Annotated in this window: 20 protein-coding genes; 13 read left to right on the top strand and 7 right to left on the bottom strand. The window is 69.6% G+C overall.

Annotated features, from left to right (window positions below; translation table 11 throughout):
* Positions 1-91: 91 nt before the first annotated feature.
* Complete coding sequence (locus ACXJJ3_RS00635) at positions 92-1,753, top strand: hypothetical protein (protein WP_458167812.1); 1,662 nt, start codon at positions 92-94, stop codon at positions 1,751-1,753.
* Here the strand turns inward: ACXJJ3_RS00635 and ACXJJ3_RS00630 are convergent.
* Positions 1,747-2,409: an HAD family hydrolase gene (locus ACXJJ3_RS00630; protein ID WP_458167811.1), complete on the bottom strand. Its 663-nt coding sequence runs from the start codon at positions 2,407-2,409 to the stop codon at positions 1,747-1,749. The genes ACXJJ3_RS00635 and ACXJJ3_RS00630 overlap by 7 nt on opposite strands.
* Positions 2,406-2,846 (bottom strand): Lrp/AsnC family transcriptional regulator, encoded by a 441-nt coding sequence (locus ACXJJ3_RS00625; protein WP_458167809.1) that lies wholly within the window; start codon positions 2,844-2,846, stop codon positions 2,406-2,408. The genes ACXJJ3_RS00630 and ACXJJ3_RS00625 overlap by 4 nt, the downstream gene beginning before the upstream one ends.
* A gap of 71 nt (positions 2,847-2,917) precedes the next feature.
* On the opposite strand from ACXJJ3_RS00625, the gene ACXJJ3_RS00620 reads away from it, so the two are divergent.
* From ACXJJ3_RS00620 to ACXJJ3_RS00610, 3 genes are read left to right on the top strand one after another with little or no spacing between them, the layout of a single operon-like run.
* Complete coding sequence (locus ACXJJ3_RS00620; RefSeq protein ID WP_458172007.1) at positions 2,918-3,835, top strand: 5'-3' exonuclease; 918 nt, start codon at positions 2,918-2,920, stop codon at positions 3,833-3,835.
* Positions 3,832-5,037 (top strand): M20 metallopeptidase family protein, encoded by a 1,206-nt coding sequence (locus ACXJJ3_RS00615; protein ID WP_458167808.1) that lies wholly within the window; start codon positions 3,832-3,834, stop codon positions 5,035-5,037. The genes ACXJJ3_RS00620 and ACXJJ3_RS00615 overlap by 4 nt, the downstream gene beginning before the upstream one ends.
* A gap of 48 nt (positions 5,038-5,085) precedes the next feature.
* Positions 5,086-5,460: an alpha/beta fold hydrolase gene (locus ACXJJ3_RS00610; RefSeq protein ID WP_458167807.1), complete on the top strand. Its 375-nt coding sequence runs from the start codon at positions 5,086-5,088 to the stop codon at positions 5,458-5,460.
* Here ACXJJ3_RS00610 and ACXJJ3_RS00605 read toward each other — a convergent pair.
* The 4 genes from ACXJJ3_RS00605 to ACXJJ3_RS00590 are packed head-to-tail and all read right to left on the bottom strand — an operon-like array spanning position 5,423 to position 10,209.
* On the bottom strand, positions 5,423-5,629 hold the full coding sequence (locus tag ACXJJ3_RS00605; protein ID WP_458167806.1) for a hypothetical protein: 207 nt from the start codon (positions 5,627-5,629) through the stop codon (positions 5,423-5,425). The genes ACXJJ3_RS00610 and ACXJJ3_RS00605 overlap by 38 nt on opposite strands.
* A 40-nt stretch (positions 5,630-5,669) precedes the next feature.
* A complete protein-coding gene (locus ACXJJ3_RS00600; RefSeq protein ID WP_458167804.1) occupies positions 5,670-7,811 on the bottom strand; it encodes an ABC transporter ATP-binding protein in 2,142 nt (713 codons plus the stop codon).
* On the bottom strand, positions 7,808-9,541 hold the full coding sequence (locus tag ACXJJ3_RS00595) for an ABC transporter ATP-binding protein (RefSeq protein ID WP_458167803.1): 1,734 nt from the start codon (positions 9,539-9,541) through the stop codon (positions 7,808-7,810). The genes ACXJJ3_RS00600 and ACXJJ3_RS00595 overlap by 4 nt, the downstream gene beginning before the upstream one ends.
* Positions 9,541-10,209, bottom strand: coding sequence for a TetR/AcrR family transcriptional regulator (locus ACXJJ3_RS00590; RefSeq protein ID WP_458167801.1), 669 nt, complete (start codon positions 10,207-10,209; stop codon positions 9,541-9,543). The genes ACXJJ3_RS00595 and ACXJJ3_RS00590 overlap by 1 nt, the downstream gene beginning before the upstream one ends.
* A gap of 148 nt (positions 10,210-10,357) precedes the next feature.
* Here ACXJJ3_RS00590 and ACXJJ3_RS00585 point away from each other — a divergent pair, with 148 nt between their 5' ends.
* The 4 genes from ACXJJ3_RS00585 to ACXJJ3_RS00570 all read left to right on the top strand — a co-directional run bounded on the left by ACXJJ3_RS00585 (position 10,358) and on the right by ACXJJ3_RS00570 (position 16,472).
* Positions 10,358-12,247: an ABC transporter ATP-binding protein gene (locus tag ACXJJ3_RS00585; RefSeq protein WP_458172006.1), complete on the top strand. Its 1,890-nt coding sequence runs from the start codon at positions 10,358-10,360 to the stop codon at positions 12,245-12,247.
* 16 nt (positions 12,248-12,263) lie between these two features.
* On the top strand, positions 12,264-12,455 hold the full coding sequence (locus tag ACXJJ3_RS00580) for a hypothetical protein (RefSeq protein ID WP_458167800.1): 192 nt from the start codon (positions 12,264-12,266) through the stop codon (positions 12,453-12,455).
* A gap of 73 nt (positions 12,456-12,528) precedes the next feature.
* Positions 12,529-15,333 (top strand): DEAD/DEAH box helicase, encoded by a 2,805-nt coding sequence (locus ACXJJ3_RS00575; RefSeq protein ID WP_458167799.1) that lies wholly within the window; start codon positions 12,529-12,531, stop codon positions 15,331-15,333.
* Entirely contained in the window at positions 15,330-16,472 is a 1,143-nt protein-coding gene (locus ACXJJ3_RS00570) for an SWIM zinc finger family protein (RefSeq protein ID WP_458167797.1), read from the top strand. Before ACXJJ3_RS00575 ends, ACXJJ3_RS00570 begins: the two co-directional genes overlap by 4 nt.
* 1 nt (position 16,473) lies before the next feature.
* Here the strand turns inward: ACXJJ3_RS00570 and ACXJJ3_RS00565 are convergent, their stop codons facing one another.
* Entirely contained in the window at positions 16,474-17,148 is a 675-nt protein-coding gene (locus tag ACXJJ3_RS00565; protein WP_458167796.1) for a DUF4232 domain-containing protein, read from the bottom strand.
* A gap of 169 nt (positions 17,149-17,317) precedes the next feature.
* Here ACXJJ3_RS00565 and ACXJJ3_RS00560 point away from each other — a divergent pair, with 169 nt between their 5' ends.
* From ACXJJ3_RS00560 to ACXJJ3_RS00540, 5 genes are all read left to right on the top strand, one after another.
* Positions 17,318-17,812 (top strand): GNAT family N-acetyltransferase, encoded by a 495-nt coding sequence (locus tag ACXJJ3_RS00560; RefSeq protein WP_458167795.1) that lies wholly within the window; start codon positions 17,318-17,320, stop codon positions 17,810-17,812.
* Positions 17,813-17,923: 111 nt separating this feature from the next.
* Positions 17,924-19,606 carry an ABC transporter substrate-binding protein gene (locus ACXJJ3_RS00555; protein ID WP_458167794.1) on the top strand — a complete coding sequence of 561 codons (1,683 nt, stop codon included), beginning with the start codon at positions 17,924-17,926 and terminating at the stop codon, positions 19,604-19,606.
* Positions 19,603-20,556: an ABC transporter permease gene (locus ACXJJ3_RS00550; RefSeq protein WP_458167793.1), complete on the top strand. Its 954-nt coding sequence runs from the start codon at positions 19,603-19,605 to the stop codon at positions 20,554-20,556. Before ACXJJ3_RS00555 ends, ACXJJ3_RS00550 begins: the two co-directional genes overlap by 4 nt.
* Positions 20,556-21,434, top strand: coding sequence for an ABC transporter permease (locus ACXJJ3_RS00545; RefSeq protein WP_458167791.1), 879 nt, complete (start codon positions 20,556-20,558; stop codon positions 21,432-21,434). The genes ACXJJ3_RS00550 and ACXJJ3_RS00545 overlap by 1 nt, the downstream gene beginning before the upstream one ends.
* Complete coding sequence (locus ACXJJ3_RS00540) at positions 21,431-22,399, top strand: ABC transporter ATP-binding protein (RefSeq protein ID WP_458167790.1); 969 nt, start codon at positions 21,431-21,433, stop codon at positions 22,397-22,399. Before ACXJJ3_RS00545 ends, ACXJJ3_RS00540 begins: the two co-directional genes overlap by 4 nt.

Genomic DNA, 22,399 nt, shown 5'->3' with positions numbered 1-22,399 from the left:
TGCAATCTGCTCTTCGTGAGCAGATAGATGCACACGGCAACCGATAGCATCACGGCTCGTCCGGTTGTCGTCCTCGGGAGTGCATGTGCGGGTGATCCGCAGGGTTGTCGGCGTACTGCTGGCTGTGGCCGGTCTGGTGATCGCCGTCGTGGGTGGGGCGGCCGCGTTCTGGCTGATCGGTCCGGACGACACGGTGCACTCCGGCGAGCAGCAGTTGAGCAGCAAGGGCCTCGCGATCGCGACCACCCCGGAGCTGCTCAACCGGCACGGTCCGGTCCTGCACGTCGACGTACGGTCCACCAAGAATCAGCCGGTGTTCGTAGGGGTGGCGCGAGACTTCGACGTCGCCAGCTACCTCAAGGGCACCGGCCACACCAAGCTGGTGCAGGTCCAGTACCCGATCGCGCTCAGTACCGAGGACGAGAAGGGTACGGCCGGCCCGCTCGCCGCACCCGCAACCCTCGACTGGTGGGTCACCAAGGCGCACGGCGCAGGCACCCAGTCCATCGCGTGGCCGATCGAGGACGGCCCGTACGACCTGGTCGTCATGAACGCCGACGGCAAGACCGCCCCCGACGTCCGGGCCGACCTGGGCATCGAGATCCCCAAGGCCTTCCTGACTTCGCTCGCAATCCTCGCGATCGGCCTGATCCTGCTGGCCGTAGGCATCTTCCTGACGCTCTGTCGCCGCCGACCCAAGTCGCAGGACCCAAGGACTGCTCTCCCGCACACGCCGCCCAGTCGCCAGGAGAGCCAACCGACTACGGCCCCTGGGCCTGTCCGGCGGGTCGCGGTCCTCGCGTCGGCAATCGCGCTGGCAACAGGCTGCTCGGCGATCCCGCCGGCGGACACCGTGACGAGTCTGACGCGGCCGGCGATCGGAGACGACACCGCAGCGGCCGTGCTGAAGCAGTACAACGAGGTCAGCAGCAAGGCGATCAAGGCACGCGACGACAGGTTGGTCGCCACCATCGAGGGCGGCAACCTGCTCCGGCAGAGTCAATCCCGGAACAAGATCAGCCGAGTGCTCGACAAGCCCGGGCAGAGTCGCTTCGTCCCGGTCACCTACACCAAGCCCGTCGTCGGAGCGCCGCAGTACGGCGGATACCCAATGCGGTTCGTCGCCGCGTCAGCCGTCTCAGGCACCACCAGCTACAGCGCCCTGGCGGTCTGGGAGCGCCAATCCGCAGGAGCCCCATGGCTGATGACCCACAGCGTCTGGCCGCTGCGCGGCGTCAAGGTACCGGCCGTGGCCGGTGTCCGGGCGATCGACCCAACTCACGCCACCGGTCTCGCGACCGCACCGACCGCAGCCGCCACCGCGCTCGCCCAGTACCTGACTGCCGGAGCGACTTCTCCGAAGGCCCGATCGTTCGAGGTCACTCCGCCCATCACCGCCGAGTTAAAGAACAATGCCGCGTCACAGGCGGAGCTCGCCAAGACGCCGAAGGTCTGGCGCGGGCAGACCTTCACCTACACGCTGACCGGCACACCGGCCGCGTTCCTGACGACCACCGGTGAGGCCTTGGTCTTCCTGACCTTGACCAGCGAGGACGTCTCGCTCACCAACTTCCACATCGGGGCGTGGTGGAACTCTGGTGAGGCGATTGCCTTCAGCCCCCGGACCTCCACCTACGAGAGCGCCCTGACCGCCACGACGCAGCATGAGGTCGTCCTGGCGATCCCGCCGAAGGCTGGCAAGATCCGGGTCGTGGCGTATGAGAGCCAACTCGTCGATGCCGGGGGCTACTGAGACAGGTACGTGGCCAGGTCCGCGAAGGTCTTGACGGTGGGGCCTTGCCAGGTGGGTGCGCTGTCGCTGTGTTCCACGGTCCGGATGGCGTGCATGCCGAGGGCTGCCGCGGCGGGTAGTTCTCCGTCGCAGCCGTCGCCGACGTAAAGGCAGTCGGTGGGGTGGGCGCCAAGGGCGTTGCAGGCGGTCAGGTAGATCCTCGGGGAGGGTTTGGCGGCGCCGACTTCGGAGGAGAAGGCTGTGGCCTCGTAGTACTCGGCCAGTGGGGAGGTTGGCCATTGGAGTTGGGTTTCGGCGGTGATGTTGCTGACCAGGCCGATGCGCCAGCCGGCTGACTTGAAGGTGGCGAGGGTGTCGAGGGTCGCCGCGGGTGCTGCGGTCAGGAGGCGGCGGGCGAGGGTGCGGCGGAGGGCGGTGGCCTGCTCCACCTGGGCGTCGGTGGGGTTGCCGCCGCAGCGTTCGGCGATCACGCGGAGGGTGGCGGGGACGTCGCCGTACGCGCCGGTGAAGCGGTCGTGGGACGACGCGTCGAAGGCTTGCTGGAAGGCCGTCGGGTCGACGCCGAGGATTGTGCCCATCTGGGCGTTGACCTTGTCGCGGGACGCGTCGCCGCCGGGGACGAGCGTGCTGAACAGGTCCGTCAGCAGGACCTTCACAGCGCCGGTGGGCGGCGCTCGTACGGGGTGCTGAGGACGATCGTCGTGGTCGTGGAGACGTTCGCGCGGCCGCGGATGACGGCGAGCAGGTTCTCGAGGGCGGCCGGGGAGGCGACCCGGACGACCAGGACGTAGCTGGAGTCGCCGGCGACCGAGTAGCAGGACTCGATCTCGCGGACCTCGCGGAGGCGCTCCGGGGAGTCGTCCGGCTGCGACGGGTCGATCGGGCGGATCGAGATCAGCGCGGTCAGCGGCAGGTCGAGCGCGGTGTGGTCGACGGTGGCGGCGTACCCCTGGATGATGCCGCGCTGCTCGAGGCGCTTCACCCGCTGGTGTACGGCCGACGTGGACAGGCCGGTCGCCTTGCCCAGGTCGGTGAAGCTCATCCTGCCGTCGGTCGCGAGCAGCCCGACGATCTTGCGGTCCAGGTCCTCCATCCCGAAGACCCTACTGCCCCGGACGCCGCCTGTGAAAGCATCTCCCCATGGCTGAGACAGGACAGCGGCTGATGCTGCTCGACACGGCGTCCCTCTACTTCCGGGCGTTCTTCGGCGTCCCGGACACGATGAAGGCCGCCGACGGTACGCCGACGAACGCGATCCGCGGGCTGCTGGACTTCATCGCCCGGCTCGCCGAGAACCACCGGCCGACCCATCTGGTCGCCTGCTGGGACGACAACTGGCGCCCGTCCTGGCGGGTCGCGCTGATCCCGTCGTACAAGGCGCAGCGGGTCGAGTTCGTGTCGCCGAAGGGCGAGCAGGTCGAGGATGTACCGGACCGCCTGGAGGTGCAGGTGCCGTACATCCGGGCCTGCCTGGAGGCGATCGGGATTACGGTCGTCGGCGCCCCGGACCACGAGGCCGACGACGTGATCGGCACGCTCTCGCACCAGGCGACGATGCCGGTCGACGTGGTCACCGGCGACCGCGACCTGTTCCAGCTGATCGACGACACCCGCGGCGTCCGGGTCGTCTACACGGCGGCCCGCGGCGTCGGGCGTGCCGAGGTGTACGACGAGGCCGCGCTGCTCGCGAAATACGAGGTCCCGGCCCAGCGGTACGCCGACTTCGCCACGCTCCGCGGGGACGCGTCCGACGGGCTGCCCGGCGTGAAGGGGGTCGGCGAGAAGACGGCCGCCGCACTGGTCACGGCGTACGGCGACCTGGACGCGATCCGCGCCGCGGCCGCCGACCCGAGTACGCCGATGGCACCCGGGGTGAAGAAGAAGATCCTGGCCGCGAGCGACTACCTGGATGTCGCGCCGAAGGTGGTCGCGGTCGCGAAGGACGCGCCGGTCGGGACGTACGACGCGACGCTGCCGCGCGCGATCAAGGACCCGGAGCGCTGGCTCGACCTCGTCGAACTGCTCGAACTCGGCAGCAGCGCGCAGCGTGTGATGTCCGCCCTCCACCTGGGGCCCAAATGAGCACGCGTGAGCTCGCGGAGCGGTTCCGTGAAGAGATCGTCGCGCTGCGGCGGGAGCTGCACCAGGTGCCGGAGTTCGATCTGGACCTGCCGAAGACGCAGCAGCTGATCCTCGACGCGCTCGACGGTCTGCCGTTGGAGATCACGCTCGGCAAGGAGCTGTCCTCGGTGACCGCCGTACTGCGGGGCGGTCGCGGGCAGCTGTCAACCACACGTCCGGTCGTGCTGCTGCGCGGTGACATGGACGCGCTGCCGGTGACCGAGCGCGTCGACGTACCGTTCACGTCGCGGCACGACGGGATGATGCATGCCTGCGGCCACGACCTGCACGTCGCCGGTCTGGTCGGCGCGGCGAAGGTGCTGTGCGCTCTCAAGGACGAGCTGCCCGGCGACGTGGTGTTCATGTTCCAGCCGGGCGAGGAGACGTCCGGCGGCGCGCCGATCATGATCCGCGAAGGGGTCCTCGACGCGGCCGGCCGGCGCGCGGACGCGGCGTACGGGCTGCATGTCGGCGCGTCGTCGCAGCCGCTCGGGATGTGGAGCAGCAGGCCCGGGTCGTTCATGGCCGCGGCGGACCAGCTGCACGTGCGGGTGATCGGCGAGGGGACGCACGGGTCGACGCCGTTCCGCGGCAAGGACCCGATCCCGGTGCTGTGCGAGATCGTCACCGCCCTGCAGACGATGATCACCCGGCAGTTCGACGTGTTCGACCCGGTGGTGCTGACCGTCGGGCGGATCGCCGGCGGGACGAAGGAGAACATCATCCCGGACGACGCGTTCATCGACGCGACGGTGCGGACGTTCTCCGAGGAGGCCCGCGCGAAGATCCAGAAGTCGTCGATCCAGCTCGTCGAGAACCTCGCGGCGGCGCACGGCCTGCAGGTCGAGGCGGAGTACCAGGTCGGGTATCCGGTCACGGTCAACAACCCGGACGAGTACGTGTTCGCGCGCGAGGTGATCGAGGACCTGTTCGGCGCCGACCGTTTCCGCGAGCGGCCGAACCCACGGTGCGGCGCCGAGGACATGTCGTACGTACTGAACGAGGTGCCCGGCGTCTACCTGAACCTCAGCGCCTGCGCCTCCGACGACCCGGACGCAGCCGCCGACAACCACTCCCCCTTGGCCACCTTCGACGACTCCGTCCTCCCCGACGGCGCCGCCCTGCTGGCCGAACTCGCAGTACGACGGTTGAACCGGGCCTAGGGAGAATTCCCGATTGGCGGGCGGTCCGCGACCGCGCAGACTGCCCGCATGCCTTTCGTTGATGTGCCCGACGGATACCTGTACTTCGAGCAGCACGGCGCGGGCCCGGACGTCGTCCTGCTGAACGGCGGCCTGGCCGACGTACGGATGTGGTCGTCAACGATCGCGTGGCTCGCCGCGACGCACCGCGTGACCACATGGGACTACCGCGACACCGGGCTGTCGTCGGCGGGTCGTAACGTCCTGACCGGCACCGCCGACTTCGACGGCACCCAACTCTGGGCCCACCGCCTCGCCGCGCAGGCTCCACACGCCGACCTCACCATCCTGCCGGGAGCCGACCACATGCCGATGTTCTCCGCGCCGGACGCGTTCCGCCGCTTCGTCAGCGACGTACCAGCGCCTGCTCCAGCCACGCCATGAAGGCCGAGTAGTCGGCCGAGTCCGAGAGCGCGACCTCGATCCCGTCCGGCGCCAGCCGCATCCGCGCGAGCTCGCACCCCCGGCCAGAGCAGGGCTGCCGCGAGTCGTGCTGCACCGCGACGTACTTCGCAGACGGCGGTGTTGCGGTGTTGCCGTGGGAGTTATCCACAGGCGAGGGCGCTGGGGGGGCGCCCTCGCCTGGGGGATTGTCAGCGGGCCATCGGGCGGCCGGCTGGGGCCGGGGTGGCCGTTAGGGCGGCGGCTTCCTCGTCGATGTCTACTACGGCGCCGCTGAACTGGGCGTTGTAGAGGCGGGCGTAGGCGCCGTCGAGGGCGAGGAGTTCGGTGTGGTTGCCCTGTTCGACGATGGCGCCGTTCTCCATGACCAGGATCAGGTCGGCGTCGCGGATGGTGGACAGGCGGTGGGCGATGACGAAGCTCGTGCGGTCGGAGCGCAGGGCGGCCATGGCGCGTTGGACCAGGACCTCCGTGCGGGTGTCGACCGAGCTGGTCGCCTCGTCCAGGATCAGCAGTTGCGGGTCGGCGAGGAACGCGCGGGCGATGGTGAGGAGCTGCTTCTCGCCGGCGCTGACGTTGCTGCCTTCCTCGTCGATGACCGTGTCGTAGCCCTCGGGCAGGCTGTGCACGAAGCGGTCGACGTACGTCGCCTTCGCCGCCGCGAGCATGTCCTCCTCGGTGGCGTCCAGGTTGCCGTACAGCAGATTGTCCCGGATCGTGCCGCCGAACAGCCAGGTGTCCTGCAGCACCATGCCGATCCGCGAGCGCAGGTCGTGCCGGGTGAGGTCGGTGATGTCGACACCGTCCAGCGTGATCTTCCCGCCGTTCAGCTCGTAGAACCGCATGATCAGGTTCACCAGCGTGGTCTTGCCGGCACCGGTCGGGCCGACGATCGCGACCGTCTGGCCGGGTTCGGCGACCAGGCTCAGGTCGGAGATCAGCGGCTTCGCGGGGTCGTACGAGAACGACACGTGCTCGAACTCGACCCGCCCGCGGGCGTCGGTGACCTTCTCCGGCGTCGCGTCCTCCGGCACCTGCTCCTCGGCGTCCAGTACCTCGAAGACGCGCTCGGCCGACGCCACCCCGGACTGCAGCAGGTTCGCCATCGAGGCCACCTGGGTGAGCGGCTGGGTGAACTGCCGCGAGTACTGGATGAATGCCTGCACGTCGCCCAGCGACATCGTGCCGGACGCCACCCGGAGTCCACCGAGCACCGCGATCACGACGTAGTTCACGTTCCCGATGAACATCATCAGCGGCATGATCAGCCCGGAGATGAACTGCGCGCCGAACGCGGCCTTGAACAGTTCCTCGTTCTTCTCGTCGAAGTTCGCCCGGATCTCCTTCTGGCGGCCGAACACCTTGACCAGCTCGTGCCCGGTGAACGCCTCCTCGATCTGCCCGTTCAGCGCGCCGGTGTGCCGCCACTGGGCGACGAACCGGACCTGCGACCGCTTCGCGATCACCGCGGTCAGCACCATCGAGATCGGGATCGTGACCAGCGCGATCAGGGCCAGCACCGGGGAGATCACGAACATCATCGTGATCACGCCGACCACCGTCAGCAGCGAGGTGAGCAGCTGGCTCAGCGTCTGCTGCAGGCTGGTGGAGATGTTGTCGATGTCGTTGGTCACCCGGCTGAGCAGCTCACCGCGCGGCGCACCGTCGAAGTAGCTCAGCGGCAGCCGGTTCAGCTTGTCCTCGACGTCGGACCGCAGACCGAGGATGGTTCGCTGGACGACGCCGTTCAGGATGTAGCCCTGCGCCCAGGAGAGGAAGAACGCGCCGACGTACAGCCCGAGCACCAGCAGCAGGACGTTGCGCAGGGCACCGAAGTCGATGCCGACGCCGGGGATCAGGTCGATGCCCTGCAGCAGGTCGGCGAGCCGGCCGTTGCCGGACGCCCGGTACTGGGCGATCAGCTCCGCCTTCGTCATGTCACGGGGCAGGTGCTTGCCGATCGCGCCGGCGAAGATCACGTCGGTCGCGCGGCCGAGGATCTTCGGGCCGACCACGGACAGGCCGACGCTGCAGATCGCCAGCAGGACCACGCCGGCGACCTGGACCCGGTGCGGGCGGAGCCGGCCGAGCAGGCGTTTGGCCGAGGGCAGGAAGTTCAGCGACTTGTCGCCGGGGATGCCGCCGGGCGGGCCGAACGCGCGACCGGTGTTCGGCCGCTCGGTCGCCTTGACCGTCTTCGCCGGCTGCCCGTCAGCAGCCGCACCGCCGTTCGGGGAGCCGCCGTTCGGCGAGCTCCCGTTCGGGCTGCTCCCGTTCGGGTTGCTGTCCTTCGGGTTGCCGCCGTTCGGGGACGGCGTGTTCTGGTCGCTCATGCCGCCTCCTCCGCGGAACGCTGGGACTCGACGATCTCGAGGTACGTCGGACAGTTGTCGAGCAGCTCCTCATGGGTGCCCTTGCCGACGATCGCGCCGTCCTCGATCACCACGATCTGGTCGGCGTCGATGATCGTCGACACGCGCTGCGCGACGATCACCATGCACGCCTCCCGGGTGACCGGCCGGAGCGCGGCCCGGAGCCGGGCGTCGGTGGACAGGTCGAGCGCCGAGAACGAGTCGTCGAACAGGTAGATCTCCGGTTTCCGGACCAGCGCCCGCGCGATCGCGAGCCGCTGCCGCTGACCGCCGGACACGTTCGTACCGCCCTGGGCGATCGGGGCCTCCAGGCCCTCCGGCATCGCCTCGACGAAGTCCTTGCCCTGTGCAATCGTCAGCGCTTCCCAGAGCTCCTCGTCGGTGGCGTCCGGGTTGCCGTACCGCAGGTTGCTGGCGACCGTCCCGGAGAACAGGTACGGCCGTTGCGGCACCAACCCGATCCGCTCCCACAGCGCCTCCGGCTCGATGTCCCGTACGTCGATGCCGTCGACGAGCACGCGTCCCTCGGTCGCGTCGAACAACCGCGGCACCAGCGAGAGCAGCGTGGTCTTGCCGGCGCCGGTACTGCCGATGATCGCGGTGGTCTGCCCCGGCGACGCGACGAAGCTGATGTCGTGCAACACCGGCTCGGCGGCGCCCGGGTACTTGAACGAGGCCCGCTCGAAGACCAACTGGCCCCGACCGGTGAAGCTCTTGATCGGCGTGACCGGCGGCCGCACCGACGACTCGGTGTCCAGGACCTCGGCGATCCGGTCCGCGCAGACCGAGGCGCGCGGCACCATGATCATCACGAACACGCCCATCATCACCGAGAACAGGATCTGGATCAGGTAGCTGAGGAACGCGGTCAGCGCGCCGACCATCATCTTGCCGTCCTCGATCCGGGAGGCGCCGAACCACAGCACGGCGACGCTGGACACGTTCAGGATCAGCATCACGGTCGGGAACACCAGCGCCATCAGCCGGCCGGCCCGGATCGCGGTGTCGGTCAGGTTGCCGTTCGCCTCGCCGAACCGCTCGGTCTCGTGCGGCTCGCGGACGAACGCCCGGACCACCCGGATCCCGGTGATCTGCTCGCGCAGCACCCGGTTCACGCCGTCGATGTTCTTCTGCATCTTGCGGAACTGCGGCACCATCCGGCTGGCGATGAAGCCGACGCAGCCGGCCAGCAGCGGGACCGCGACGACGACCAGCCAGGACAGGCCGACGTCCTGGCGGACCGCCATGATGATGCCGCCGATCATCGTGATCGGCGCCGCCACCAGCATCGTCGTGGTCATCACCACGAGCATCTGGATCTGCTGTACGTCGTTGGTGCTGCGGGAGATCAGTGTCGGCGCGCCGAACTGGTTGACCTCACGGGCGGAGAACTCCCCGACCCGGTGGAACACGGCCGACCGGACGTCGCGGCCGAACAGCGCCGCGGTCTTGGCACCGAAGTACACCGCGGTGATCGTGCAGGCGATCTGCAGCAGGCTGACGCCGAGCATCCAGCCGCCGGTGCCCATGATGTAGCCGGTGTCGCCCTTGGCCACGCCGTTGTCGATGATGTCGGCGTTCAGGGTCGGCAGGTAGAGGGAGGCGATCGTCCCGACGAGTTGCAGGACCACCACCAGGAGCAGGTTTCCCGCGTACGGACGCAGGTGCGTACGCAAGACGCGAACTAACATCAATCATCCCCAGAGTCGTGACGGCGGGCGCCGACGGGTGCGAGTCCGACGACGTCCTCGGTGCCCGGTTGCTGACCGGTGTGGTGCTTGCGGACACCGTCGAACGCGAAGTCGACGATCTCCTCGGCGGTCAGCACCTGGCCGCCGGAAATCATTGGGTGGGTGCCGGAGAACGTGATCAGCCGGAGCATCCGGACCACGTCCTCGGGCGTCCGCCGGAGCTGGTCGGCGTCCGGCCGGAGCAGGTCGGCGAACGCGGCGTTCGCCTGGTCGGCCTGCCGCTTGCGGCGGGCCTCGTCGAGCGGCGTCTGCTTGAAGTCCGGCGGCTGCCGCAGCCGCATCGACAGCATCAGCTTGAAGACGCTGCTCAGACGCCGCTGGGTCACGTCGACCGCGGCGATCGTCCGCTCCCGCAGCGGCAGCGACCGGTCGACGCCCGCCAGCCCGGTGATCAGGTCGGAGGTGTCCAGCGCGGTCACCAGCACCGCGCTGATCAGCGCGTCCTTGCTGCCGAACGCGCGGAAGATCGTGCCCTCGGCGACGCCGGCGGCCTCGGCGATCTGCTTGGTGCTGACCTCGGGACCGAACTCCTCGAGCAACGGCAGGGTCGCCTCGATGATCGCGGCGCGGCGCTCTTCGGGAGGTAGTGGGGTCGCTCGTGGGCTCACCCGACCAAGGTAACTGAGTGAGTACTCACTCACAACTCCGTTATTTGACCTCAAGTAATGTCGAGGTCCTACGGTCGGGTTTTGTCGGTGGCGTACGGAATCATCGACCTGCCCAGCCGGACCGAACCTGCGGAGTACTGCCGTGAGCATGGAAATGACCGCGTGGAACTCGCTGTACCACGCGATGCACGCCCAAGACGACAAGAGACCGTTCTCCCGCGCCACCCTGCGGCGGATTCTCGCATTCGCCCGTCCACACCGGACGCAATTGATCTGGTTCCTCGTGCTGAGTGTCGGGGCAGCCGTGCTCGCGGTCGCCACGCCGGTGCTCGCCGGCAAGGTCGTCAACGCGATCGTCGGAGCGAAGCCGTTCGGCGTCGTGCTCGGGCTCGCGGTGCTGATCGCGGTGATCGCGATCGCCGAGGCCGGACTGAGCATGCTGACGCGCTGGTTGTCGGCGCAGATCGGTGAAGGGCTGATCCTGGATCTCCGGACCGCGGTGTTCGACCACATCCAGCGGATGCCGATCGCGTTCTTCACCCGGACCCGGACCGGCGCGCTGGTCTCCCGGCTGAACAACGACGTGATCGGGGCGCAACGCGCCTTCAGCGACACGCTGTCCGGCGTCGTGAGCAACCTGGTGATGCTCGGCCTCACGCTCGGGGTGATGCTCACCGTGTCGTGGCAGATCACTCTGCTCGCGCTGGTCATCCTGCCCGTCTTCGTCGTGCCCGCCCGCCGGATCGGGCGCCGGCTGGCCGGTCTGCAGCGCGAGGCGGCGGACTACAACGCGACGATGAGCACGCAGATGACCGAGCGGTTCTCGGCGCCGGGCGCGACGTTGGTGAAGCTGTTCGGGCGTCCCGCGCGTGAGTCGACGGAGTTCGCGGTGCGGGCGCGCCGGGTGCGCGACATCGGCGTACGGACGGCCATGGTGCAGTGGATCTTCGTGACCGCGCTGACGTTGGTGTCGGCGTTGGCGCTGGCGGTCGTGTACGGGCTGGGCGGGTTCCTGGCGTTGCGGCATCAGCTCGACGCCGGTGCGGTGGTGTCGATGGCGCTGCTGCTGACCCGGTTGTACTCGCCGCTGACCGCGCTCGCGAGTGCGCGGCTCGAGGTGATGACCGCGCTGGTCAGCTTCGAGCGGGTCTTCGAGGTGCTGGACCTGGAGCCCCTGATCCAGGACAAGCCGGACGCGGGGCGGGTGCCGGAGGGGCCGGTCGCGGTCGAGTTCGAGAGCGTGAAGTTCGCGTACCCGTCGGCGGACAAGGTCTCGCTGGCGTCGCTCGAGGAGGTCGCGAAGCTGGACACCCGCGGCGGCGTCGAGGTGCTGCACGACGTGTCGTTCCGCGCCGAGCCCGGCGAGATGGTCGCGCTGGTCGGATCGTCGGGCGCCGGCAAGTCGACGATCGCGCAGCTCATTCCCCGGCTGTACGACGTGGACTCCGGAGCGGTCCGGCTGGCCGGGACCGACGTACGGGATGTGTCGGCGGAATCGTTGCGGGAGACGCTCGGGATGGTGACGCAGGACGGGCACCTGTTCCACGACTCGATCCGGGAGAACCTGCTGCTCGCGCGTCCGGAGGCCGCCGAGGAGGACCTGTGGGACGCGCTGGAGCGGGCACGGCTGGGTGAGCTGATCAGGTCGTTGCCGGATCAGCTGGACACGGTCGTCGGCGAGCGCGGGTACCGGCTGTCGGGTGGTGAGCGGCAGCGGCTGACGATCGCACGGTTGCTGCTCGCGCAGCCGCGGGTCGTGATCCTCGACGAGGCGACGGCGGCGCTGGACTCGACCAATGAGGCCGCCGTGCAGGAGGCGCTGACCGAGGCGCTCGCCGGGCGTACGGCGGTGGTGATCGCGCACCGGTTGTCCACGATCCGCGCGGCGGACCAGATCCTCGTGATCGAGGGCGGGCGGATCGTCGAGCGGGGGCGGCATACGGAGCTGCTCGCGGCCGGCGGGCGGTACGAGGAGTTGTACCGGACGCAGTACGACACGGCGCGCGGGGGCGCTGACGCTTTGTCGCCGGCGGGATGACCGGAGAGACTGTGCTGTGGACGAGCAAGGGACGATCAACACGGTGTGCCCGACGTGTGAAGGCAGCGGCGGGATCCGGGTAGCCCGCGGAATCGTTCATCTGCAGGGGAACCGGCCGACCGGACCGGCGGCGACGGCCTGGGTGCTCGAGGACTGCCGCACCTGCGAGGGGGACGGGAAGCTGCCGGGGATCCAGGCGCCGGTCTGAGCTCTCGCCCTTGTGTGGTGCGGGAGGATGCGTGGGGGTTGTTGTTCCGCTATGACACACGGAGGTTCACGGGGTGCTGGGCGCAGGGCAGGAACTGGCCGGATGTGCGGTGGTCTTTCGGCCGGCCGATCCACCACGCACAGGGCGGTTGGCCTTCTGGGATCCTGCTGGTGGTCCACTCCCCCTCGGTGTCGGGGAGCAGGTCGAGCTGACGCTCGCGGTCCCGGACGAGGCTGGGCGGTGGGACGGGCAGCTGAGCACGGTGCGGGCGATCGAGGTGCCGATCGCGGACGCGGTGCCGGTGCTCGGGCGGATGCGGCGGGCGGCCGGGTCGCATCCGTCGGCGGCGTTCTGGGGTGCGGTGTCGCTGGTCGGCCTCCAGTTGGTTGCACGCGGCAAGCTCCTCCCCGGCGTCTCCCCCACCGGCCACGACGCCTGGCGGGTCGGCCCCCTCGACCCCGAAGACGTCACCCGAATCCTCGACCTCGCCGAAGCCATGCCGGCGTCCGCGCGTGCACTCCCCCTCGCCGGTACGCCGGGCGCCGACGTACGGCTGCCGGTGGCCGAGGAGTTGGTGCGGGAGTTTCTTGATGGGGTGGCTGACGGGATGCCCCGGTCGCCGGCGGCGGCGAAGGTGCATCAGACGAGCTTGTTCGCGGCTGCCGCGCCGCAGCGGGCGGAGCGGCTTCGGGGGTGGGCGGACGAGGTGTCTGCCGGGTTGGACTCCGGTGTGCGGATCTCGCTGCGCGTCGAGATGGGCGAGCAGCAGTCGTTCGCGGCCGTCGTTCAGCTGCACAGCCTGAAGGACCCGACCCTGGTCAGCGACGCGTCCGACGTGTGGTCGGCCGACGTACCGGGTTTCGGGCCGCGGGCGCGGATCGACGCGATGCTGGCGATCCGCCGGGCCGCGCGGGTCTGGCGGTCGCTCGGGCGGCTGCTCGACGCCGCCGTACCGGATCGGATGGAGCTGGCCGACGAAGACGTGGCCGATCTGCTCGTCGGGTCGGCGCAGCGGCTCGCGGCAGCCGGTGTCGAGGTGCACTGGCCGCGCAGCCTCGGCCGGTCGCTGACCGCGCGTGCCGCGATCACCTCGGCCGACGGTCCGCCGAGCGACCTGCCCGGCTTCTTCCAGGGCGACAAGACGCTGGACTTCAGCTGGCAGGTCGCGCTCGGCGACGACCCGCTGACCGCGGACGAGCTCGACCAGCTCGCCGAGTCCACCCGCCCGGTCGTCCGGCTCCGCGACCAGTGGATGCTGATCGACCCGGAGATCGCCCGCAAGGCCCGCGAGCGGATCCTCAAACCGGTCACCGCGATCGACGCGCTCGGCGTCGCGCTCACCGGCAGCACCGAGGTCGACGGCCGGCAGATCGCGGTCACCCCGGCCAAGTGGCTCGACGACCTCCGCGCCCGGATCGCCGACCCGGACCGCGCCGACGACCCGGTCGAGTCCCCGCCAGGCCTCGAGGCGACGCTGCGCGACTACCAGCTCCGCGGCCTGCGCTGGCTGTCCCGGATGACGTCGCTCGGCCTCGGCGGCTGCCTCGCCGACGACATGGGCCTCGGCAAGACCATCACGCTGATCTCCCTGCACCTGCACCGCCAGCAGTCCGACGACACCGCCGGCCCGACGCTCGTCGTCTGCCCGGCATCGCTGCTCGGCAACTGGGAGCGCGAGATCAACCGCTTCGCCCCGGGGACGGCGGTCCGCCGGTTCCATGGCACGTCCCGCTCGCTCGACGATGCGCAGGACGGCTTCGTGCTCACGACGTACGGCACCCTCCGGCGCGACGCCGTACGACTGGGCGGGCATCCGTGGGCGCTGGTCGTCGCCGACGAGGCGCAGCACGTGAAGAACCCGTCGTCCGGTACGGCGAAGGCGCTGCGGACCGTCCCCGCGAAGGCCCGGGTCGCGTTGACGGGTACGCCAGTCGAGAACAACCTGTCCGAGCTGTGGGCGATCCTCGACTGGACGACGCCCGGGCTGCTCGGCCGGCTCGGGTCGTTCCGCAACCAGTGGGCGACGCCGATCGAGGCCGACAAGGACGAGGAAGTCGCGGCGCGGCTGGCGAAACTCGTCCGGCCGTTCCTGTTGCGCCGGAAGAAGTCCGACCCAGGGATCGCGCCGGAGCTGCCGCCGAAGACCGAGACCGACCAGCCGGTGTCGCTGACCCGCGAGCAGGTCGTGTTGTACGAGGCAACGGTCCGCGAGCTGATGGACGAGGTCCGGGCCAGTGACCGGATGGCGCGCCGCGGGCTGATCGTGAAGCTGCTGACCGCGCTGAAGCAGATCTGCAACCACCCGGCGCAGTACCTCAAGGAGCCCGACGACGCCCGGCTGACCGGGCGGTCCGGCAAGCTCGAGCTGCTCGACGAGCTCCTCCGGACGATCGTCGCCGAGGACGGCGCGGTGCTCGTGTTCACGCAGTACGTCGCCATGGCCCGGCTGCTCGAGCGGCACCTGGCCGCGCGCGGCATCGGCGCCCAACTGCTGCACGGCGGTACGCCGGTCCCGCAGCGCGAGGAGATGGTGGACCGTTTCCAGGCCGGTGAGGTGCCGGTGTTCTTGCTGTCGCTGAAGGCCGCGGGGACCGGGCTGAACCTGACCCGCGCGGAACACGTCGTGCACTACGACCGCTGGTGGAATCCCGCGGTCGAGGACCAGGCGACCGACCGCGCGTACCGGATCGGGCAGACCCGGCCGGTGCAGGTGCACCGGTTGATTGCCGAAGGCACCATCGAGGACCGGATCGCCGGCATGCTCGCGACCAAGCGGGAGCTGGCCGCGGCGGTCCTGTCCGGCGGTGAGGCGGCGCTGACCGAGCTGTCCGACTCCGAGCTGGCCGATCTCGTCGTACTGCGGGGAGGTGCGCGATGACCGCGGCGCAAGGGTTTCCGGCGTTCTCCGCGCAGCGCCGCAGTACGCGTGGCCGGTCGTGGTGGGCGAAGGCATGGGTGCAGGCGCTCGAGGACACCTCGCTCGACAACGAGCAGCTCCGCCGCGGCCGCCGGTACGCGAACTCCGGGCAGGTCGGCACGATCACGATCAGCCCGGGCCGGATCGCGGCCACCGTGTACTCCCCCGAGGACACGTACGAGTCGGTCGTCCACGTCGACGAGCTGAGCGCGGACGACTGGACCCGGTTCCAGGAACAGATGGCCGCGCGGGCCGGGCACATCGCGGCACTGCTCGACGGCGAGATGCCGCACGATCTGGTCGAGGCGGCCTCCGACGCGGGCGTCACACTGCTGCCGGGGATCGGCGACCTCGATCCGAGTTGTACCTGCGACGCCTGGGAACTCCCCTGCCAACACGCGGCAGGGCTCTGCTACCAGGTCGCCTGGCTGCTGGACGCGGATCCGTTCGTGCTGCTCCTGCTCCGCGGGCGGACGCGCGAGGCGTTGCTCGACGAATTGCAGGCGTCCTCGACCCGCCCTGCCGAGGCCGGTGTCGCGATCACGGACGTCGTCGGTACCCCGGCCGCCGCGCTGCCCGAACCACCCGACCTGCCCACGAAGGTCACGATCGATCAGCTCGCGGTCGCGGGCATCGAACCACCGGACGGGTTCGGCCCGGCGACGTTCCAGCTGCTCGTCCTCGACGCGGCACGCCGGGCGCGCTCGATCCTGAACGCGCTGCTGCACAACACCGCCGTACCGCAGCCGCTGGACGAGTGGCAGGACTCGATCCGGCTGGCCGCGGACTTCCCGGAACTCGACCCGGGCGAAGAGGTTGCCCTCGGCGTACAAGCGTGGCGGTACGGCGGGGCAGCCGGTCTCGACGTACTGGAACACACCTGGACGCCGGACGCGGCCGAGCTGAACCGGGCGCGGACCGAGCTGGAGGCAGCCGACGACGACGTGGTCGTCACCGCGGCGGACAATCAGCTGACGCTCGGGGCGGACCTGCAACTCCGGCTCGACCGGGACGGGCGATGGCATCCGTACCGGCTGGTCGACGGCAGCTGGACGCCCAGCGGGCCGCCGTCCAAGGATCCGCTCGTCGTCGAATGGTGAGTCAGGACTGGGTGACCGGGCGCATCGCGAGGCCTTCGGTGCCGGCCCAGTCCGTGACGCGCTGACCGTCGTCGGCCTCGAAGGAGCTGACCGGCATCTTCACCGTGATCGGCTTCTCCGGCTCGGTCTCACCGCCGGGGCTGCCGAGGCCGACGGTCACGAACTTCACGGTGTAGGTGTCGCGGTGGCCGCCGGTGGCGAGCACTCCTGAGTACGCCTTGTCGCCGGGGGCGAGGGTGAGGACCTCGTCGACGCCGCCGGTCATCACCGGGGCGGGGCCTTTCGCATCGCCGAGGGTGACTTGCGGGTAGCTGTGGACGTCGCACTTCTTGGTGGCGGTGTTGGTGGCGACGAGCATCAGGTGCCGGACGTCGTCGCCGGGCGCGTCGTAGTTGGTGACAGTGAAGGTGAGGTCCTTCATTTCGCAGAGGTCGGTGGAGTCGTCAACAGGCGCCGCGGTCGACTTGACGGGTGCCGTGGCGGGTGGCTTGGTCGGTGTCTTCGCGGTCGTCTTCCCTGCGGAAGTCGCAGTGGACGACGGCCTGCTGCCGTCGGTCGACGGGTGGTTCGCGCCGCAGGCGGCGGTGGTCAGGAGGGCGGCGGTGATGCCGGCTCCCAGGACGTACGTTCTCCAGCGGCCAGGACCTTTGCGGTTCCCCCGGGCGTCAACGTTCATTGCGGTTCCCCTCGCTCGGCAAACTCGCATGATTGACGCGCCGTGCTCGGCTAAAGTTGGTCCGACTTCGAGAAGGAGGTGAGTTGATGACCCGGCAGGACCGCGCTGCGGCACGTCCGGCAGCGCCTTCGGTCATTCACCTCATCCGCTTCTCCGGAAGGAATTTCCGTTGTCCTGGAACACCCGTGTCGAGACTCCGTCCGACCGTGAAATCCTCCGTGCACTGACCCGCGACGCCTTCGGGCGGCAGTTCGAGGTGGACTTCCTCGACGCGCATCGTGCGGACCCGATCGCCTGGCTTCCCGGGCTGATGTTCGTTGCCACCACCCCCGACGACCGGCCGGTCGCCTACGCGTTGCTCACCCGCTGTCACGTCGGCGACGTACCGGTCCTGTCGCTCGGGCCGGTCGCCGTCTTCCCGGCGTACCAGCGTCGAGGGGCGGGCGGCGCCGCGATCCGGGCGGCGCTGGCGACGGCGCGTGACCGGCCCGAGCCTGCCGCGGTGGTGCTCGGCCACGCGGAGTACTACCCGCGCTTCGGTTTCCGGCAGGCGACCGGGTTCGGCATCCACCATCCGCAGTACGACGGACCGAACCTGATGGCGATCGCCCTCGGCGACGATCCCGTACCTCAAGGGGACCTGACCTATCCGGTCAACCTCTGAGCCGTCCGGCGGCAGGTCGTAAAAGGTTCAGTCAAACTCGCCGAATCACTTGCGCAGGCTCCTTGTATACATGAAACAGTCGACAGTACCCCGCCTACACAGGAGCATGCGATGACTCGTCGACTCGCACTGAACCGCTTCATCACTGGTACCTGCCGCCGGCGGCCGGTCGGGACCGGCGCGGCTGTGGTCGCGCTGGTTCTGGCCGGTACTGCGTGCTCGCCCGTGCAGCAGGCCGGCGACAACCCGTCGGGTGGTCCGTCGTCCGCCGGGCAGGACGTCTTCGGCGAGGCGGCCGACGCGGCGCAGGTCAAGCCTGGCGGGACGTTGACGGTCGCACTGTCCGCTGATCCGGACAAGCTCGATCCGACGCTGTCCCGCAGCCTGTACTCGCGCTACGTCTTCCACACGATGTGCGAGAAGTTGTACGACCTGGACTCGGACGCGAAGCTCGTCCCGCAGCTGGCGACCGCGTTGCCGACCGTCTCGGCCGACGGCCGCAGCCTGACGATCCCGCTCCGCGAAGGCGTGAAGTTCGCCGACGGCGGCGCGTTCGACTCCACCGCGGTGAAGCTCTCGCTGAACCGCCACCTCACGCTCGCCGGCTCCGCCCGGAAGAGCGAGCTCGGCCCGATCACCGCGATCGACACGCCTGATCCGAAGACGGTCGTGATCAAGCTGTCCAAGCCGTTCGCCCCGCTGACGGCCGCGCTCGCCGACCGGGCCGGCATGGTGCTGAGCCCGGCCGCCGTCACGAAGCTCGGCGCGAACTTCTCGAACGCGCCCGTCTGTGTCGGCCCGTTCAAGTTCGCCGGCCGCGTCGCGCAGAACTCGATCAAGGTCGTCAAGGATCCGCTGTACTACGACGCCGCGAAGGTGCACCTGGACGCGATCGAGTACCGGATCATCACCGACTCCAGCATCCGCTCGGCGAACCTGAAGTCCGGTGACGCGCAGGTCGCGGACTCGCTGTCCACCCAGGACGCGCCGGAACTCCAGAAGGACTCAGACGTCAGCGTCCTGCAGTCGCAGTCGCTCGGCTACCAGGGCCTGACGATCAACATCGGCAACGCGAACGGTGTCGGCAATCCGCTCAAGCAGCTCGACAGCCCGCTCGCGAAGGACCCGAAGGTCCGGCAGGCGCTCGCGTTGTCGATCGATCGCGAGGCGCTGGTGAAGTCGATCTTCAACGGCCTCAACACGGTCGCCTGCTCGCCGATCTCACCGAAGAGCGAGTTCACCTCGGACGCGGCGCAGGTCTGCCCGGCGCACGATCCGGCGAAGGCGAAGCAGTTGCTGGCCGACGCCGGCGTGAGTACGCCGTACAAGGTCGAGATGATCACGTCGAACAACCCGGACAGCCTGCGGCTCGCGCAGGCGTTGCAGGGCATGGTGAAGGAGGGCGGGTTCGACCTGGTCATCAAGCCGGTCGAGTACGCCGCTCTGCTCGACCAGCAGGACCGCGGCGACTTCGAACTCCTCCAGCTCGGCTGGTCCGGTCGCGTCGACCCGGACGCGAACATCTACAACTTCGTCGGCACCACCGGCAGCCAGAACGTGTCCGGCTACAGCAACCCTGACGTCGACAAGCTCCTCACCCAGGCCCGGGAGTCCACCGACCAGGCGCAACGCGTGAAGCTGTACGGCGAGGTGACCGGCAAGCTGCAAGAAGACAATCCGATTGTCTACATGTACCGGCAGCGCAACCTGACCGGCGTCTCGAAGAAGCTGCTCGGCATCCAGGTCTACCCCGACGGGGTGATCCGCACCGCGTTCGCGGGGTTCGCGCAGTGAGGCGGTACCTGCTCGGCCGGCTCTGGCAGTCGGCGGTGACGCTCGTACTCGCGACGATCGTGGTGTTCGCCGGAGTACGGGCGTTGCCCGGGGATCCCGCGCTGGCGCTGGCCGGGGAGGACCGGGATCCGGAGTCGTTGCGGGCGATCCGCGAGCAGTACGGACTCGACCAGTCGTGGCTGGTCCAGTTCTGGCAGTTCGTCAGCCATGCGGCGCGCGGCGACCTCGGCCAGTCGATCCGCACGGGCGCGCCGGTCCGGTCGATGATCGTGAACGCGTTGCCGGTCACGATCGAGCTGTCGGCGCTGGCGATCCTGATCGCGAGCGTGATCGGCGTCGGCGCCGGAGTGGTCGCCGCCGTTCGGCGTGGACGTCCGGCGGAGTGGGCCGCGAACGCGCTCGCGCTGCTCGGGCTGTCCGTGCCGCACTTCTGGCTCGGGCTGATGGCGATCCTGTACCTGTCCGTTGCCCTCGGCCTCTTTCCGGCGTCCGGGTTCGTACCGTTCTTCAGCAACCCGATCGCGAACCTGCACCACCTGATCCTGCCGGCGCTGATCCTCGGCACCGGCCTCGCCGCGGTGATCATGCGGCAGACCAGGTCGTCGATGCTCGACGCGCTGTCGGCCGACTACATCCGGACGGCCGAGGCGAAGGGCCTGCCACCCAAGGCCGTCGTCGGAAAGCATGCCCTGCGCAACAGTCTGATCGTGGTGGTGACGATCGTCGGGCTGCAGCTCGGGGCGCTGATCTCCGGCGCGGTCGTCACCGAGCGGATCTTCGCGCTGCCCGGGTTCGGCAAACTCACCGTGGACGCGGTCTTCCAGCGCGACTACCCGGTGATCCAGGCGGTCGTGCTGGTCACGGCGACGGCGTACATCGTCATCAATCTGCTCGTCGACCTGCTGTACTCCGTCATCGATCCGCGGATCCGTGTGCGAGGTGAAGCCTGATGGCCGTCGCGGAAGCAATCACCCCGGCGCCGATCCGCAGCAACCGCCGGCGGGTCCTTCGTAGGATTGTCCACAATCCGCTCGCGCTCACCGGGCTCGCGGTGCTCGCGGCCGCGGTGGTGCTCGCGGTGTTCGCGAACTGGCTCGCGCCGCATGAGCCGACCCAGAACCACCTCGACCATGCGTTCGCGCCGCCCGGGACCGCGGGCTACCTGCTCGGCACCGACGACCTCGGGCGCGATGTGCTGTCCCGGATCATGTTCGGGCTCCGGGCCTCGTTGCACGTCGGGCTGCTCGCGGTCGCGTTCTCGCTCGTGGTCGGCGTGCCGCTCGGGCTGATCGCCGGGTACTTCCGGACCGTCGACGCGCTGATCTCCCGGCTGACCGATCTGGTGCTGGCGTTCCCGTTCCTGATCCTCGCCGTCGGGCTGGCCGCGATCCGCGGTGCCAGCCTCGGCAACGCGGCGATCGCGATCGGGATCGCGCAGATTCCCGGGATGATCCGGATCGTCCGGTCCGAGACGCTCCGGCTGAAGTCGCTGGACTTCGTCGCGGCCGCCGTCGTCGAGGGTGCCGGCGACGCCTGGGTGCTCGGCCGGCACGTGCTGCCGAACGCCGGCTCGGCGATCATCGTGCAGGCGACCGTCGGCATCCCGGCCGCGATCCTCGGCGAGGCGGTGCTGTCGTTCCTCGGCCTCGGCATCCAGCCGCCCGCGCCGAGCCTCGGCACCATGCTCGCGGACGCCCAGCAGTTCGCGGCCCGCGCGCCCTGGGCCGCGGTCATGCCCGGGGTCGCGATCATGCTGCTCACGCTGGCGTTCAACATCGTCGGCGACAGCCTCCGCGACGCTCTCGACCCGAAGGCGAGCCGCCGATGAGACCTGTCCTCACCCTGCGCGACGTTTCGGTCAGCTTCCGGACCGAGGACGGGCCGCTGTCCGCGGTCGACCGGGTCAGCCTCGACGTCGGCGACGGCGAAGTCCTCGCGGTCGTCGGTGAATCGGGCTGCGGGAAGAGCGTCACCGCGATGAGCATCGCCGGTCTGCTCCCCCGAACCGCGACCGTCACCGGCTCCGTCGTCCTCGACGGCACCGAGCTGATCGGCGCCGACAAGCGCACGCTCCGGTCCGTGCGCGGCCGCGAGGTCGCGTACATCTTCCAGGAGCCGATGACCTCGCTGAACCCGGTCTTCACCGTCGGCCACCAGATCATCGAGGTACTGCGGACCCACGTCGGCCTGGACCGCCGGGCAGCGCGGGCCCGCGCCGTCGAGCTCCTCAAGCTGGTCGGCATCCCGTCCGCCGACCGCCGGATCGACGACTACCCGCACCAGCTGTCCGGCGGGATGCGGCAGCGGGTGATGATCGCGATGGCCGTCGCCTGCGACCCGAAGGTGCTGATCGCCGACGAGCCGACGACCGCGCTCGACGTCACGATCCAGGCCGGCATCCTCGACGTACTGCGTGGACTCCGGGAACGCCTCGGGACCAGCGTCGTGCTGATCACGCACGACCTCGGCGTCGTCGCGGACCTCGCCGACCGGGTCGCGGTGATGTACGCCGGACGCGTCGTCGAGACCGCCGAGGTCCACGACCTGTTCGCGCGGCCGCGGCACCCGTACACGAGCGGCCTGCTCGGCGCCTCCCCCGCGGCCGCCCGGACCGCGGAATCCCAACGGCTGAACGAGATTCCCGGTCTCGTGCCGGTCCTGACCGAGCAGCCTGACGCGTGTACGTTCGCCGACCGCTGCCCGCGCGTACTCGACACCTGTACCGCGTCCCAGCCCGTGCTCAGCGACGGACCGCATCGCGTGGCCTGCTGGAACGCTCGAGTGGAGGCCTGA

Source organism: Kribbella sp. WER1 (genome assembly GCF_054189145.1).
Note: the sequence above shows the minus strand (reverse complement) of the source record. Positions and strands in the feature narration are given on the sequence as shown.

What these genes read in the sequence shown, in the direction of transcription:
- ACXJJ3_RS00625 (WP_458167809.1), bottom strand. Translation starts at nt 2,846, where the DNA reads ATGGAGGACCTGGACCGCAAGATCGTCGGGCTGCTCGCGACCGACGGC.
- ACXJJ3_RS00620 (WP_458172007.1), top strand. Translation starts at nt 2,918, where the DNA reads ATGCTGCTCGACACGGCGTCCCTCTACTTCCGGGCGTTCTTCGGCGTC.
- ACXJJ3_RS00615 (WP_458167808.1), top strand. Translation starts at nt 3,832, where the DNA reads ATGAGCACGCGTGAGCTCGCGGAGCGGTTCCGTGAAGAGATCGTCGCG.
- ACXJJ3_RS00610 (WP_458167807.1), top strand. Translation starts at nt 5,086, where the DNA reads ATGCCTTTCGTTGATGTGCCCGACGGATACCTGTACTTCGAGCAGCAC.
- ACXJJ3_RS00600 (WP_458167804.1), bottom strand. Translation starts at nt 7,811, where the DNA reads ATGAGCGACCAGAACACGCCGTCCCCGAACGGCGGCAACCCGAAGGAC.
- ACXJJ3_RS00595 (WP_458167803.1), bottom strand. Translation starts at nt 9,541, where the DNA reads ATGTTAGTTCGCGTCTTGCGTACGCACCTGCGTCCGTACGCGGGAAAC.
- ACXJJ3_RS00585 (WP_458172006.1), top strand. Translation starts at nt 10,358, where the DNA reads ATGGAAATGACCGCGTGGAACTCGCTGTACCACGCGATGCACGCCCAA.
- ACXJJ3_RS00570 (WP_458167797.1), top strand. Translation starts at nt 15,330, where the DNA reads ATGACCGCGGCGCAAGGGTTTCCGGCGTTCTCCGCGCAGCGCCGCAGT.
- ACXJJ3_RS00565 (WP_458167796.1), bottom strand. Translation starts at nt 17,148, where the DNA reads ATGAACGTTGACGCCCGGGGGAACCGCAAAGGTCCTGGCCGCTGGAGA.
- ACXJJ3_RS00555 (WP_458167794.1), top strand. Translation starts at nt 17,924, where the DNA reads ATGACTCGTCGACTCGCACTGAACCGCTTCATCACTGGTACCTGCCGC.
- ACXJJ3_RS00545 (WP_458167791.1), top strand. Translation starts at nt 20,556, where the DNA reads ATGGCCGTCGCGGAAGCAATCACCCCGGCGCCGATCCGCAGCAACCGC.
- ACXJJ3_RS00540 (WP_458167790.1), top strand. Translation starts at nt 21,431, where the DNA reads ATGAGACCTGTCCTCACCCTGCGCGACGTTTCGGTCAGCTTCCGGACC.